This is a genomic window from Bacteroides sp. RCH18 (assembly GCF_058231005.1).
Genome location: NZ_JBIPTC010000001.1, coordinates 1,725,645 through 1,741,044, shown reverse-complemented (window position 1 = coordinate 1,741,044; position 15,400 = coordinate 1,725,645). Strand labels below are relative to the sequence as shown.

Sequence of the window (15,400 nt, the reverse complement as noted above, 5' to 3'; positions counted from 1 at the left end):
TCATCAATAAAACGAATGATCATGAAAAAGATAATATATATAGCAACAATCGGAATTACCTTGCTGACAACCAGTTGCGACGATTTTTTGGACCGTCAGGTTCCTCAGGGTATTGTGACCGGCGATCAGATTGCTTCTCCCGAATATGTAGACAATCTGGTGATTTCTGCCTATGCCATTTGGGCGACAGGTGATGATATCAACTCTTCTTTCTCTCTCTGGAATTATGACGTACGTTCCGACGATTGCTATAAAGGTGGTTCGGGAACAGAAGACGGCGGTGTGTTCAACGCACTGGAAATATCCAAAGGTATCAACACCACCGACTGGAATATCAACGATATCTGGAAAAGACTGTATCAATGTATCACCCGTGCCAACACAGCCCTGCAATCACTCGATCAGATGGATGAAAAGACCTATCCGTTGAAGAACCAGCGCATTGCCGAAATGAGATTCCTGCGTGGACACGCTCACTTCATGTTGAAACAGCTGTTCAAGAAGATCGTTATTGTAAACGATGAAAACATGGATCCGGATGCTTACAAGGAATTGTCGAATACCACTTATACCAATGACGAGCAGTGGCAAAAGATAGCAGACGACTTCCAGTTTGCCTACGACAACCTGCCGGAGGTACAAATAGAAAAAGGGCGCCCTGCACAGGCAGCCGCTGCTGCTTACCTTGCAAAGACTTACCTGTATAAAGCTTACCGCCAGGACGGAGCCGACAATACCCTTACCGGAATCAACGAAGAAGACCTGAAACAGGTCGTGAAATACACCGATCCCCTGATCATGGCTAAAGCCGGTTACGGACTGGAAACGGACTACAGCATGAACTTCCTGCCGCAATACGAAAACGGTGCGGAGTCTGTATGGGCCATTCAGTATTCCATCAACGACGGTACTTACAACGGTAACCTGAATTGGGGAATGGGACTGACCACTCCGCAGATACTGGGCTGCTGCGACTTCCATAAGCCGAGCCAGAATCTGGTGAATGCTTTCAAAACCGATTCGCAGGGAAAGCCCTTGTTCGGCACCTATGACAATGAGAATTACGAAGTGGCTACAGACAATGTCGATCCCCGTCTGTTCCATACGGTGGGTATGCCGGGCTTTCCTTATAAGTACAACGAAGGTTACATCATCCAGAAGAATGATGACTGGAGCCGCAGCAAGGGACTTTACGGATATTATGTTTCTCTCAAAGAAAATGTAGATCCCGATTGTGACTGTCTGAAGAAAGGTTCTTATTGGGCCAGTTCTCTGAATCACATTGTGATCCGTTATGCAGACGTATTGCTGATGCGTGCCGAAGCTTTGATTCAGTTGAACGACGGACGTATCACCGATGCCATCTCATTAATCAATGAGGTACGCAGCCGTGCTGCCGGAAGCACCATGCTGATCTTCAATTATAAGGAAGAATACGGAGTGAACTTCAAAGTGACTCCTTACGACCTGAAAGCTTACGCTCAGGACGAAGCCATGAAAATGCTGAAATGGGAACGTCGCGTAGAGTTCGGTATGGAAAGCTCACGTTTCTTTGACCTTGTAAGATGGGGAGAAGCCAAAGACGTCATCAATGCTTATTACGTGACGGAAGCATCCCGTTGCTCTGTCTACAAGAATGCGGGCTTCACGGAAAATAAGAACGAATATCTTCCTGTTCCATTTGAACAGATCAGCGCAAGTAACGGAAATTATACACAGAATTTCGGTTGGTAACCAACCATCCTAAAACAAAGAATACAATGAAATCAATCATAAAACAACTCTATACTATCCTGTTGGTGACTGTGGCATGCCTTACAGTCACAGGATGTAGTGATGACTTCAAATCCGGTCTTCGTCTGAACGGAGATGTTTGGGTGAATTCCATCCGGCTGGATGAATACGCAGGAACTGTCGACTATCAGAATAAGGCAATCGTAGTAGGAGTGCCCTACGATTACGATATTACCCGCATGGTGGTCACAGAAATGAATCTTTCCGAAGGAGCCAAGGCTAGCATCGCTGTCGGTGAGACAATCGACTTTTCTCTTCCTGTATCTTTGACGGTGAAGAATGGCGATGTACAAATGAGCTACACGATTACCGTGAAGAGAGATGAGGCAAAGATACTGACCTTCAAATTGAATGATACTTATGTAGGAAAGGTAGACCAGTTATCGAAAACCATTTCCGTAGTCGTTCCGCTGACAGTGGATATCACTCAGTTGAAAGGTACGTTTACTGTAACGGACGGAGCTACCGTGACTCCGGCATCCGGAAGTATTCAGGACTTTACGAACCCCGTTACTTACACGGCAACTTACCGTTCGGCAGTAACTCCTTATGTGGTAACGGTTACTCAGGGAAATGTGATTCCGACTGCCTTTGTCGGTACGGCTTCTTCTGTCAGCCTTCTGACGAGTCCCGAAGAGAAAGCCGCTGCCCAATGGATGATGGATAATGTATCGATGTCCGAATATATCTCATTCAAGGATGTAGTGGACGGAAAAGTGGATTTAGGTAAATATACCGCTATCTGGTGGCATTTCCACGCAGACAATGGTGACAATCCTCCTTTGCCGGATGACGCGAAAGCGGCAGCGGAGAAGTTTAAAGTCTACTATCAGAATGGTGGTAATCTGTTGCTGACCCGTTACGCTACTTTCTATATCGCCAATCTCGGCATCGCCAAAGACGAGCGTGTACCGAACAATAGCTGGGGAGGAAACGAAGACTCGCCCGAAATCACTTCTGCTCCGTGGAGCTTCCTGATTACCGGCAGTGAATCACATCCGTTATTCCAGGATTTAAGATGGAAAGATGGCGACAAGTCGACAGTCTATACCTGTGATGCCGGCTATGCGATCACCAATAGCACAGCGCAATGGCATATCGGAACAGATTGGGGAGGGTATGACGACCTGAACGCATGGCGTAACCTGACAGGAGGAATCGATCTGGCACATGGAGGCGACGGAGCGGTAGTCATTGCCGAATTTGAACCGCGTTCCAATAGCGGACGTACGCTCTGTATCGGTTCCGGTTGCTATGACTGGTACGGCAAGGGAGTAGACGCTTCTGCCGACTACTATCACTACAACGTAGAGCAAATGACTCTCAATGCAATCAACTACTTGTGTAAATAAAAAGAATAAGCAACAATGATGAAAAATATGATCTTACCTATAGCATTTACCGCACTGATAGCTTCGATGACTGCTTGCAGTGACGAGACTGACCCCATCTTGACTCAGAAAGACTGGGACGGTACAGCCACATACTTCCAATCGAGTGATGAGCACGGCTTCTCGATGTACTACAAGCCACAGGTAGGCTTTGTAGGTGACCCGATGCCATTCTATGATCCGGTTGCCAAGGACTTTAAAGTGATGTACCTGCAAGATTACCGTCCGAACCCCGAAGCTACATACCACCCCATTTTCGGAGTGGCTACCAAAGACGGTGCTACTTACGAATCTCTCGGCGAACTGATTTCCTGCGGAGGGCGTGACGAACAGGATGCTGCCATCGGCACAGGAGGAACGATCTATAACCCTGCCGACAAACTGTATTATACCTTCTATACCGGCAATAAGTTCAAGCCTTCTTCCGACCAGAATGCGCAGGTAGTGATGGTAGCTACTTCTCCCGACTTCAAGACATGGACCAAGAACCGAACCTTCTACCTGAAAGGAGATACATACGGCTATGACAAGAATGACTTCCGTGACCCGTTCCTGTTCCAGACCGAAGACGGTGTGTACCACATGCTGATCGCTACCCGCAAGAACGGAAAAGGGCATATCGCCGAATTTACCTCTGCCGACCTGAAAGAGTGGGAATCTGCCGGAACCTTTATGACCATGATGTGGGATCGTTTCTACGAATGTCCGGATGTCTTCAAGATGGGGGACTGGTGGTATCTGATCTATTCGGAACAGGCTTCCTTCATGCGTAAAGTACAATATTTCAAAGGCAGAACGCTGGAAGAATTGAAAGCAACCACCGTCAATGATGCCGGAATATGGCCGGACAATCGTGAAGGAATGCTGGACAGCCGCGCATTCTATGCCGGAAAGACCGCTTCCGACGGAACAAACCGCTACATTTGGGGTTGGTGTCCCACACGTGCCGGAAATGATAATGGAAATGTTGGTGATGTAGAACCCGAATGGGCAGGCAATCTGGTAGCACAACGTCTGATTCAACACGAAGACGGTACTTTAACCCTCGGAGTACCCGATGCAATCGACCGTAAATACACTTCTGCACAAGAAGTGAAAGTAATGGCAAAAGATGGTAACGTGACCGAAAGCGGTAAAACCTATACTTTGGGCGAAGGTGCCTCCGTCATCTTCAACCGTCTGAAAGTACATAACAAGATTTCTTTCACCGTAAAGACCGCTTCGAATACGGACCGTTTCGGAATCTCTTTTGTACGTGGAACGGATTCCGTTTCCTGGTATAGTATCCATGTCAATGCCGATGAAGGCAAAGCGAATTTTGAGAAAGACGGTGATGATGCCAAATACTTATTCGATAATAAATTCAATATTCCGGCAGATAATGAATATCGTGTGACGATTTACAGTGATCAGTCGGTATGTGTGACTTATATCAACGACCAGTTATCTTTCACCAACCGCATCTACCAGATGCAGAAGAACCCGTGGTCACTCTGCTGTTATAAAGGTGAAATAACTGTCTCAGACATTCAGGTAAGCACTTATTGATGAAAACTACACCGGCAAGTAACATCTTTTACAGCGTTTGAAACAAAAGTGATAGGCGCTAACCTTGGAAGCGCCTATCTTTGCACTGTAACAACTATCAAAAGTATAACAACCTTAATACCATAGAACATGAATGTATTTTTGCCTGTCAAACAACTTCAGACCTTTCTGATTTGTTTTATTCTCATGACTATTTCTGTTTCAACCCGAGCGGCGGATTCTCCTTTGCTGATTAAGAATCTGGGAGAAGGTCATTGCCTTGTACGTGTCAATACTTCTCAGAAGTACCTGCTTCTGCCCGTAGAGGATGCGTCTCCTGATGTACGTATCAGCATGATCGTTAATAATAAAGAGGTGAAAAACTTCGACGTGCGTCTCGCCATACATAAAGTAGATTACTTTGTTCCGGTAGACCTTTCCGACTTTCCCGGCAAAACGGTTTCTTTCAAGTTTAAGATGAACTCCAATGACCCGATCCGTGTCAATCTTTCGCCGGATAATACCGCTTGCTGTAAGGAAATGAAACTTTCCGACACCTTCGATACGCCCAACCGTGAAAAATTTCGTCCGACTTATCACTTCTCTCCCCTCTACGGATGGATGAACGACCCGAACGGAATGGTTTATAAAGACGGTGAATACCATCTTTTTTACCAGTACAACCCTTATGGCTCCAAATGGGGAAACATGAACTGGGGACACGCTATCAGCAAAGACCTCGTAAACTGGGAACACCGCCCCGTTGCGATAGCACCGGATGCGCTCGGTACTATCTTCAGCGGCTCTGCCGTGGTAGACCATAACAATACAGCCGGCTTCGGAGCAGGCGCAATCATCGCCATCTATACACAAAACAGCGACCGTCAGGTACAAAGCATCGCTTACAGCACTGACAACGGACGCACTTTCACCAAATACGAAAACAACCCTGTACTTGTATCCGAAGCACGCGACTTCCGCGATCCGAAAGTCTTTTGGTACGAAGCAACCAAACGCTGGATCATGGTGCTCGCAGTGGGACAGGAAATGCAGATTTTCTCTTCTCCCAATCTGAAAGACTGGGCATTTGAAAGTAGCTTCGGCGAAGGATACGGTGCTCATGGCAACGTATGGGAATGCCCCGACTTATTCGAACTTCCGGTAGAGGGCACCAACGAAAAGAAATGGGTATTGCTTTGCAGCCTCGGTGACGGTCCTTTCGGTGACTCCGCTACTCAATACTTTATCGGTAGCTTCGACGGCAAGAAATTTAGTTGTGACAATCAGCCGAATGTCACGAAATGGATGGACTGGGGAAAAGACCATTATGCTACAGTTACTTGGAGCGATGCCCCCGACAACCGCCGTATCGCCATTGCATGGATGAGCAACTGGCAATATGCAAATGACGTGCCAACTTCTCAATACCGTAGCCCGAACTCAGTTCCTCGTGATTTGAGTCTCTTTGCCATCGACGGTGGGATTTATCTTCAATCCGCTCCTTCTCCCGAATTGTTGAAACTGCGTGACGTTTCCAAAAAGCGCTCGTTCAAGGTTAACGGAACACGTATCGTGAAAGATTTGATTCCGAACAATGAAGGTGCTTACGAAATAGAATTGTCCGTCAAGAATCAGCAGGCAGAAGTCATCGGTTTCCGTCTCTACAATGACAAGGGTGAAGAAGTAGACATGCAGTATGACATGAAAGAGAAGAAATTCTCGATGGACCGTCGCAAGAGTGGCGAGGTAAGTTTCAACGAAAACTTCCCGATGCTGACTTGGACTGCGATAGGGGATAAGGATGAAATGAAACTCCGCTTGTTTGTAGACAGATCAAGTGTAGAGGCTTTCGGTGACGGTGGACGCTTCGCTATGACCAATCAGGTATTCCCTTCGGAACCTTACAATCATATCAGCTTCTACAGCAAAAGCGGTGCCTATAAAGTAGATTCATTCGTGGTTTACAAACTGAAGAAATAAAAAACGACTTTCTTCTCCCTGCGCTCTTTTTGATACACGCTAACATACCTTTATCCTTGCGTTAACATGCCTTTATGTTCTCCTTATGTATAGGAGATAGATAGCGTTTCACCTACGTGATACGATCTGTTCATTACTGTGATAAGGCCTTATCACCCTTGTGATACGATCTGTTCACAGCCGTGATAAGCAAAGAAAATAGGAGGCTAAAAGAAAAAGGATCAATGGGAAAGGAAATTAATTACTGTGCTAATATACGAAATTATAATAGATAAAACAATGGAAAATACTAAAAACGCTTCTCTCTCCAAGCTAGTCCCGGTGATGCTTTGTTTCTTCGCCATGGGATTCGTTGATCTGGTGGGCATTGCCTCCAATTATGTAAAAGCAGACCTGGGTCTGACAGACTCACAAGCAAACATCTTCCCTTCATTGGTGTTCTTCTGGTTTCTGATTTTCTCCGTACCGACAGGTATGCTGATGAGCCGTATCGGTCAGAAGAAAACCGTGTTGCTCAGTTTGATCGTGACTTTTGCTTCTTTACTGTTGCCTGTCTTCGGGGACAGTTACGCACTGATGCTGATTTCTTTTTCCCTGTTAGGTATTGGAAACGCACTGATGCAGACTTCACTGAACCCGCTTCTTTCCAATATCGTTCGTGGTGACCGTCTGGCAAGCAGCCTTACCTTCGGACAATTTGTGAAAGCGATCGCTTCTTTCCTTGCACCGTACATTGCCATGTGGGGAGCAACGCAGGCGATTCCTTCTTTCGATCTGGGGTGGCGTGTATTATTCCCTATTTATATGGTAATAGCCATCCTTGCCATTCTGCTGCTCAACGCGACACAGATTGAAGAAGAGAAGGAAGAAGGCAAACCTTCCACTTTCGGACAGTGCCTGGCATTGCTCGGCAAACCGTTTATCTTGCTTTGTTTTATCGGAATCATGTGTCACGTTGGTATCGACGTCGGAACAAACACTACTGCGCCTAAGATTCTGATGGAACGTATCGGCATGACACTGGATGATGCTGCTTTTGCAACCAGCCTCTATTTTATCTTCCGTACGGCAGGCTGCTTTCTGGGATCATTCATCCTGCGTCAGATGTCTCCGAAATCTTTCTTCGGTATCAGTGTTGTTATGATGCTGGCTGCTATGGTAGGGTTGTTCATCTTCCATGATAAGGCGGTGATTTACGCTTGTATCGCTCTGATCGGTTTTGGTAACTCGAATGTGTTCTCTGTTATTTTCTCGCAAGCATTGCTTTATCTGCCGGGAAAGAAAAACGAAGTTTCCGGTCTGATGATTATGGGACTCTTCGGAGGAACCGTTTTCCCGTTGGCTATGGGAGTTGCTTCGGATACTTCTATGGGGCAGAATGGTGCGATTGCTGTGATGACAGTCGGTGTACTTTACTTGCTGTTCTATACCTTCCGTATCAAAAAATAATTTTATATTTGGAAAACAATTAAATCCGTAGATCATGAATAATATAATTGTAGGAATGGGCGAAGCATTATGGGATGTATTGCCCGAAGGAAAGAAGATAGGCGGTGCTCCGGCTAATTTCGCTTATCATGTTTCACAGTTTGGTTTCGACAGCCGTGTAGTAAGTGCGGTGGGCAATGACGAACTGGGAGATGAAATCATGAAAGTATTCAAAGAAAAGCAACTCAAAACTCAGATCGAGCGGGTGGATTATCCTACCGGTACGGTGCAGGTGACACTGGATGACGAAGGAGTGCCTTGCTACGAAATCAAAGAAGGAGTGGCATGGGATAACATTCCTTTCACGGACGAACTGAAGCGGCTGGCTTTGAATACGCGCGCCGTTTGTTTCGGTTCGTTGGCTCAACGCAATGAAGTGAGCCGTGCTACAATTAACCGATTCCTCGATACAATGCCCGATATAGACGGACAGCTGAAGATATTCGACATCAACCTCCGTCAGGACTTCTACACGAAAGAAGTATTGCGCGAGTCTTTCAAACGCTGCAACATTCTGAAGATAAACGATGAAGAACTGGTGACAATCAGCCGTATGTTCGGTTATCCGGGCATCGACTTACAGGATAAGTGCTGGATTCTGTTGGCCAAGTACAATCTGAAAATGTTGATTCTTACTTGCGGTATCAATGGTAGTTATGTGTTTACTCCGGGAGTCGTTTCTTTTCAGGAAACGCCGAAGGTTCCGGTAGCCGATACGGTAGGAGCGGGGGATTCCTTTACTGCCGCTTTCTGTGCTTCCATTCTGAATGGCAAGTCTGTTCCCGAAGCTCATAAGCTGGCTGTCGAAGTTTCCGCTTATGTTTGTACGCAGAGCGGTGCAATGCCCGAACTTCCGGTTGTTCTGAAAGACAGATTGTTGTAGAATCTCTTTAAATACAAAAAGTAGGTGTGTCAAAAGTAACTAAACTCTCCTCCTTCGGGAAGGAGGAGTACCCGTAGGGGGAGGTGGTAGGTGAATACATAAGCTATTGATATTCAACTGTGAAATACACCTACCACCCCGGCTTTCAGCCACCCCTCCTTCCTGAAGGAGGGGAATTTAGTTACTTTTGACACACCTTCTTTTCTGTTTCTTATTTCAGTAAATATCCCCCTTCCCTGTGTTTTGATTTACTACTTAATCTGTTAATTATTAGAATGATAATAACAGATGTTCTTTTCTCTAATTGTCCCCCTCTTTCTTTCCTTGTTTTATAAGCCGATTGCCTATCTTTGCGGCAGGTTTTTAAATAATAAATAAAAAAGAGAAAACTACTTTATGAAACACATTTCAAACTTCTTCAGATCAAAAAGCTGGAACGTATTTTTGTTTTTATATCTTGCTCTTCCTTTGTTTGCGCAAAAGGAATATAAGATCGATCAGGTATCCGTTGTCAATGTAGGCGATGGCAGACTGTTGTTTCAGGAACTGAAAACGGAAAAGGCATTGAATGGCGAACATCGCATCATAGATGGTTATCATTCCGCCTATGTGCTGGCATCTTTTAAAGATGGTTTCTATGATGGCGGATACAAAGAATATGTGGACAATATATTAATAACGGAAGGAAGTTATAAAGAAGGACGGAAGGATGGTCTCTTTAAGATTAACTCCAAGTTTGACGGTAAGCTGAAAGAAGAAAAATCCTATAAGGAAGGTAAGCTGGACGGTACGAGCAAAAGTTACTTTACTACCGGAAAAGTGGAAAGTGAAAGAAACTTCCGGATGGGGAAAGAGCACGGGAAACAGCTCTCATACGATTCTGACGGTACTTTGCGGAAAGAGCATAATTACAAGGACGGGAAGCAGGTAGGCAAACAATATACTTTTCTGAAAGGTACTTATGATTTGTATGAGACCGTTTATTTCAATGAAGAAGGTTTGCAGGACGGTGAATATTCGTCCGTGTTTACGTTTGGCTCGCCACGTATACTGGGTAGTTATAAGAATGGAAAGAAGAATGGTCGGTGGACTACTTTTGCCGAAAGCGGCGATACGCTGATGATTGAAACCTATCTGGATGGAAAAGAAGATGGACTCCATGTCTCATTTGCCAACGGAAGTGGGGTAAGGCAGAAAGAATATTATATGAAGAACGATCGTAAAGACGGTTTATACCGTGAATATAATTTGGAAAATGGTGAATTGAGATATGAAGCTACCTATCAGGCCGGCAGATTGCATGGCAAGGAACGACGGCTGATAGTGAGCAACCGCTTTGATTATTGGGAAACTTCTACCTATGTGAACGGAAGGCAGAACGGACCGTTCGAAGCTCGTTATGTAAAGAATGACCAGCTTCGTGAATGTGGGGAATATAAGAATGGTCGCCGTGTAGGACGATGGAAACGCTACACTATTGATGGTAAACTGGAAAAGGAATGGGATGAAAACTAACCGGTAGATGAAAGGTCAGGGCATAAAAAAAGGAGCAACGCCTTGCTCCAACCTTTGTTAACCTTAAATCTAATACTATGAAAAACACAGTACAAAGATACGGACTTCTGTGAAATCTGCAAATTATCCAAGTAAAACGCTATGTTTTATAACATTGATTAAGTGTTTGTTTTACGCTTTATACTTTTGTTAATACTTTCCGATGGTCTGAAAGAGGACTGCTTTCCTTCTTTTTAGAATAATAAATAGCTGAAGTTAGAGAACTTTACAGTATTATTTCTTATTTTTGTTCTTAATTGGATTACAGAAAGAACTACGAAATGATGAGATGGATGAAGACGATGAGATATCTGAAGTGGATGCTGGTGCTGTTTTGTTTAATCGGGATGACGGCTTGCCGGCAGGATACACCCCGTTTTCGTATTGGGGTGGCTCAATGCAGCGATGATTCATGGCGACATAAGATGAATGATGAGATTCTTCGGGAAGCGATGTTTTATAATGGTGTTTCGGTGGAAATCCGTTCGGCAGGGGATGATAACAGTAAGCAGGCGGAAGATGTCCATTATTTTATGGACGAAGGAGTCGATCTGCTGATTATTTCCGCTAACGAAGCTGCTCCTATGACTCCGATTGTAGAAGAAGCTTATCAGAAAGGCATCCCCGTTATTCTTGTAGACCGGAAGATTCTTTCGGATAAATATACTGCCTATATCGGAGCCGATAATTATGAAATCGGTCGTTCGGTAGGAAACTATATTGCCTCCAGTCTGAAAGGGAAGGGAAATATAGTAGAACTGACAGGATTGAGCGGTTCGACTCCTGCAATGGAACGGCATCAGGGATTTATGGCTGCCATCAGTAAATTCCCGGATATAAAGCTGATTGATAAAGCGGATGCTGCTTGGGAACGTGGTCCGGCAGAGATAGAAATGGATAGTATGCTTCGGAGGCATCCTAAGATTGATGCTGTGTATGCCCATAATGACCGTATCGCTCCGGGTGCCTATCAGGCAGCAAAGATGGCAGGGCGGGAGAAGGAAATGATTTTTGTCGGCATAGATGCCTTGCCGGGTAAGGGAAACGGACTGGAACTGGTTCTGGACAGTGTGCTGGATGCCACCTTTATCTATCCGACCAATGGTGATAAGGTACTGCAACTGGCTATGGATATTCTGGAGAAGAAACCCTATCCCAAAGAAACGGTGATGAATACCGCTGTTGTGGACCGTACCAACGCACACGTCATGCAGTTGCAGACCACACACATTTCCGAACTCGACAAAAAGATTGAAACGCTCAACGGACGTATCGGTGGCTATCTCTCTCAGGTAGCTACACAACAGGTCGTTTTATACGGCAGTCTGATTATCCTTTTATTGGTAGCCGGCTTATTATTGGTCGTTTATAAATCACTCCGCTCAAAGAATCGCTTGAATAAAGAACTTTTTAAGCAGAAGCAACAATTGGAAGAGCAACGTGACAAACTGGAAGAACAGCGTGACCAATTGATACAACTTTCTCATCAACTGGAAGAAGCTACTCATGCCAAGCTGGTATTCTTCACCAATATTTCTCACGACTTCCGTACTCCGTTGACATTGGTTGCCGATCCGGTAGAACATTTGTTGGCGGACAAGACACTGAGCGGAGATCAGCACCGGATGCTCATGCTGATTCAGCGGAATGTGAACATTCTTCTGCGTCTGGTCAATCAGATTCTGGATTTCCGTAAATATGAAAATGGCAAGATGGAATATACTCCGGTTACGGTGGATGTCCTTTCTTCTTTCGAAGGATGGAATGAGTCTTTTCAGGCGGCAGCCCGTAAGAAACATATCCATTTCTCTTTTGATAATATGCCGGATACGGATTATCATACATTGGCAGACATGGAGAAGCTGGAACGCATTTATTTCAATCTTCTGTCCAATGCCTTTAAGTTTACACCGGAAAACGGAAGAATTGCTGTGCGTCTGTCTTCCCTTAGTAAAGAGGACAAACGATGGATACGTTTCACGGTGGCAAATACCGGTTCAATGATTTCTGCCGAACATATCCGCAATGTATTCGACCGTTTCTATAAGATCGATATGCACCATACCGGTTCGGGAATCGGACTGGCATTGGTAAAAGCCTTCGTAGAAATGCACGGTGGTATGATCTCTGTAGAGAGCGATGAGAAACAGGGCACGGTCTTTACCGTTGAACTGCCTGTACAGTCTTGCGAGGCTGTTGCTGCCGAACCGGATACCACCCTTGCTTCTGCGGATTCCCGTACAACAGATGTTCTATTGGCGGAAGAGGAAGAACTGGAAAAAGGATATGACTCTTCCAAATCGCCCGTACTGATTATTGATGATAATGAGGATATCCGTTCGTATGTCCATACGCTGTTGCATACAGACTATACGGTGATTGAAGCGGCAGACGGCTCCGAAGGAATCCGTAAGGCTATGAAGTATGTTCCGGACCTGATCATTTCCGATGTGATGATGCCGGGCATTGATGGCATTGAATGTTGCCGCCGGCTGAAAAGTGAGTTACAGACCTGTCATATTCCGGTTATTCTGCTGACAGCGTGTTCACTGGACGAACAGCGTATTCAGGGATATGACGGTGGTGCGGATTCTTATATTTCAAAGCCGTTCAGTTCACAACTGTTGCTGGCACGTGTCCGCAACCTGATCGATTCTCACCGTCGTCTGAAACAGTTCTTTGGTGACGGGCAGACATTGGCGAAGGAAGATGTTTGCGATATGGACAAGGATTTTGTAGAAAGATTCAAGTCATTGATTGAAGAGAAAATGGGAGACTCCGGTTTGAATGTGGAGGACTTGGGCAAGGATATGGGACTAAGCCGTGTGCAGCTTTACCGCAAAATTAAATCATTGACTAACTACTCTCCGAATGAATTGCTTCGTATCGCCCGTTTGAAGAAGGCAGCTTCTTTGCTTGCTTCTTCGGACATGACCGTAGCGGAGATTGGTTATGAAGTCGGTTTCAGTTCACCTTCTTATTTCACCAAGTGCTATAAAGAGCAGTTCGGAGAGAGCCCGACAGACTTCCTGAAAAGGAAAGGATGATTTCATTGTGATCGTAAAGAGGGATATATGAAAGATTATAAAGTAGATAAAGAGAGCTTTTCCGAATCCTTTCGGAAGGAAGTATACGAAGTCGTATCCCAGATACCTGTAGGAAAAGTATCTACCTATGGAGGTATTGCTTTGCTCTTGGGGGCACCTCAATGCTCGCGGATGGTGGGGCGTGCATTGAAAGAAGTGCCGGATGAATTATCCATTCCCTGCCATAGAGTTGTAAATTCCGCCGGAAGGCTGGTGCCCGGTTGGGTGGAACAAAAACAACTCTTGCTGGCAGAAGAAGTTTCTTTCAAAGCTAACGGATGCGTTAATCTGAAAGATCATTTGTGGCACGTGGATGAATGAAGGATGCAAGGAAGGTAAGCCATATCATCCGTATCCATACAATAAAGAAAACCCATACATGAAGCCATAAGGTCCTGGTAATGAAATCTCTGATGGGAACAGGGACGAATATGTCGATAGGAACGATACATAACAGCACAAAACAGCACCAAAATAGAATCTTGTCTGTTGCGGTACGTGTTGGCCTGCTCCAATACCAGAGCATGAAACCTGCCAATGCGATAATATAGGTATGTTTCTCGGCGGAGTCACTCAGTAATACTACCCAGCCCATGAGAATGCCCAAAGCTTGGGCACGGAAGGCAAAAGACGACCATTTGCGGAAATTCCCCAAAAAGAGCAGAGTCAGCAGACCGAGCATTCCTATCTGAAGTGCACGGAAGTGTGGCAATGTCCATGCTGCAATGGGGTGGGCATAGAAAAATGAATCATAAGCTCCGGTGGATTGATGAACAGCAAGACTATGGCACCATTCTTCATAATAGGGGAGCAAATCTGCAGGAGCTATTTTGATTAACGGTAACGCAAGCAATACAATGCCCATTGCGACGGCATAGCCAAAGTTACGCCATACGTGAGGATAGCACAGTAACAATGCCAGTTCGAAAATTCCATATACTTTGGTACATCCCGAAATCATGATTAACAGAACAGCCAGAAATCCACGGTCTTTTTCCAATAACGTATAGGCGAATAAGAATAAATAGGCTACCGTTATGTTATACTGAAATGAAAGTAAACTTTGTCCTAAAATCAGTAACAGAAAAAGGAACATACGGCATTTCTGCTGCTGGGTGAATTGGTGGGGCAGCGTGAAGATCGCCACAAAGAACAGCGAATAATTGAATAGATTCCACGCGAAAGGTCCCAGCCATGCAGGCAGATACGCAAACGGAGCGAACAATACCGTGAAAACAGGAGAATAAAGGAAGTAGCGTCCGTGAGTTTCTACAAATTCAGTTGTGTATGGGCTGATCCCCTGCCAGAAGAATTGAGTAGCGTCCGAGAAGACCATAAAGTTTTGATGTCGTCCTCGCATAAATTCGAGCAGAGTCACTATAAAAGCGAGCAGGAAGCCTATCATGTAGAGATTCCGCCGACTATAGAAAAACGGCATTTTGGGGTTCATTTTACTAAGGAACTGTACTTGGCTTTTGTCGTCTAGTGTGGCAGTACCTGTTTGTTTTTCTTTTGTTGTGTAATGACAATTATCCTTCCCCAGGAAAATTGTAATAGCCCTGTTGAACATATAAATCTAGTTTAGTTATTGACGCCAAATATACGGTGTTTAGGTGAAATATTCAAACTTATTTTATATTTATCTGCCGGTTTGTTCTATTTTGCTGAGTGATAGGGGAATATTACCCGAAAACTTT

Annotated in this window: 10 protein-coding genes; 9 read left to right on the top strand and 1 reads right to left on the bottom strand. The window is 45.0% G+C overall.

All coding sequences use genetic code 11. The annotated features are described in order from the left end of the window. The first annotated feature begins 21 nt into the window (after positions 1-21). From ACHLI0_RS07050 to ACHLI0_RS07010, 9 genes are all read left to right on the top strand, one after another. Positions 22-1,734 (top strand): RagB/SusD family nutrient uptake outer membrane protein, encoded by a 1,713-nt coding sequence (locus ACHLI0_RS07050; protein ID WP_490748747.1) that lies wholly within the window; start codon positions 22-24, stop codon positions 1,732-1,734. A gap of 26 nt (positions 1,735-1,760) precedes the next feature. Then, positions 1,761-3,146, top strand: coding sequence for a DUF4960 domain-containing protein (locus ACHLI0_RS07045; protein ID WP_055221406.1), 1,386 nt, complete (start codon positions 1,761-1,763; stop codon positions 3,144-3,146). A gap of 18 nt (positions 3,147-3,164) precedes the next feature. After that, positions 3,165-4,733 (top strand): glycoside hydrolase domain-containing protein, encoded by a 1,569-nt coding sequence (locus ACHLI0_RS07040; RefSeq protein WP_490749557.1) that lies wholly within the window; start codon positions 3,165-3,167, stop codon positions 4,731-4,733. Positions 4,734-4,862: 129 nt separating this feature from the next. Next, positions 4,863-6,692: a glycoside hydrolase family 32 protein gene (locus ACHLI0_RS07035; RefSeq protein WP_490748746.1), complete on the top strand. Its 1,830-nt coding sequence runs from the start codon at positions 4,863-4,865 to the stop codon at positions 6,690-6,692. Between the two features lie 279 nt (positions 6,693-6,971). After that, positions 6,972-8,141: a sugar MFS transporter gene (locus ACHLI0_RS07030; protein ID WP_008763289.1), complete on the top strand. Its 1,170-nt coding sequence runs from the start codon at positions 6,972-6,974 to the stop codon at positions 8,139-8,141. Positions 8,142-8,175: 34 nt separating this feature from the next. Continuing rightward, positions 8,176-9,063, top strand: coding sequence for a carbohydrate kinase family protein (locus ACHLI0_RS07025; RefSeq protein ID WP_130042270.1), 888 nt, complete (start codon positions 8,176-8,178; stop codon positions 9,061-9,063). Between the two features lie 396 nt (positions 9,064-9,459). Beyond that, complete coding sequence (locus tag ACHLI0_RS07020; RefSeq protein ID WP_490748745.1) at positions 9,460-10,578, top strand: toxin-antitoxin system YwqK family antitoxin; 1,119 nt, start codon at positions 9,460-9,462, stop codon at positions 10,576-10,578. Positions 10,579-10,919: 341 nt separating this feature from the next. Continuing rightward, a complete protein-coding gene (locus ACHLI0_RS07015; RefSeq protein WP_490749556.1) occupies positions 10,920-13,664 on the top strand; it encodes a hybrid sensor histidine kinase/response regulator transcription factor in 2,745 nt (914 codons plus the stop codon). 27 nt (positions 13,665-13,691) lie between these two features. Further along, on the top strand, positions 13,692-14,024 hold the full coding sequence (locus tag ACHLI0_RS07010; protein WP_490748744.1) for an MGMT family protein: 333 nt from the start codon (positions 13,692-13,694) through the stop codon (positions 14,022-14,024). On the opposite strand, the gene ACHLI0_RS07005 is transcribed toward ACHLI0_RS07010, so the two are convergent. Further along, a complete protein-coding gene (locus ACHLI0_RS07005) occupies positions 13,987-15,141 on the bottom strand; it encodes a glycosyltransferase family 87 protein (protein WP_490748743.1) in 1,155 nt (384 codons plus the stop codon). The two genes, ACHLI0_RS07010 and ACHLI0_RS07005, sit on opposite strands and share 38 nt — an antisense overlap. Positions 15,142-15,400: the final 259 nt, after the last annotated feature.

Bases quoted from the DNA above. Each gene is read 5' to 3' on its own strand.
- ACHLI0_RS07030 (WP_008763289.1), top strand. From the start codon at position 6,972: ATGGAAAATACTAAAAACGCTTCTCTCTCCAAGCTAGTCCCGGTGATG.
- ACHLI0_RS07025 (WP_130042270.1), top strand. From the start codon at position 8,176: ATGAATAATATAATTGTAGGAATGGGCGAAGCATTATGGGATGTATTG.
- ACHLI0_RS07035 (WP_490748746.1), top strand. From the start codon at position 4,863: ATGAATGTATTTTTGCCTGTCAAACAACTTCAGACCTTTCTGATTTGT.
- ACHLI0_RS07005 (WP_490748743.1), bottom strand. From the start codon at position 15,141: ATGCCGTTTTTCTATAGTCGGCGGAATCTCTACATGATAGGCTTCCTG.
- ACHLI0_RS07040 (WP_490749557.1), top strand. From the start codon at position 3,165: ATGAAAAATATGATCTTACCTATAGCATTTACCGCACTGATAGCTTCG.
- ACHLI0_RS07020 (WP_490748745.1), top strand. From the start codon at position 9,460: ATGAAACACATTTCAAACTTCTTCAGATCAAAAAGCTGGAACGTATTT.
- ACHLI0_RS07050 (WP_490748747.1), top strand. From the start codon at position 22: ATGAAAAAGATAATATATATAGCAACAATCGGAATTACCTTGCTGACA.
- ACHLI0_RS07010 (WP_490748744.1), top strand. From the start codon at position 13,692: ATGAAAGATTATAAAGTAGATAAAGAGAGCTTTTCCGAATCCTTTCGG.
- ACHLI0_RS07015 (WP_490749556.1), top strand. From the start codon at position 10,920: ATGAGATATCTGAAGTGGATGCTGGTGCTGTTTTGTTTAATCGGGATG.
- ACHLI0_RS07045 (WP_055221406.1), top strand. From the start codon at position 1,761: ATGAAATCAATCATAAAACAACTCTATACTATCCTGTTGGTGACTGTG.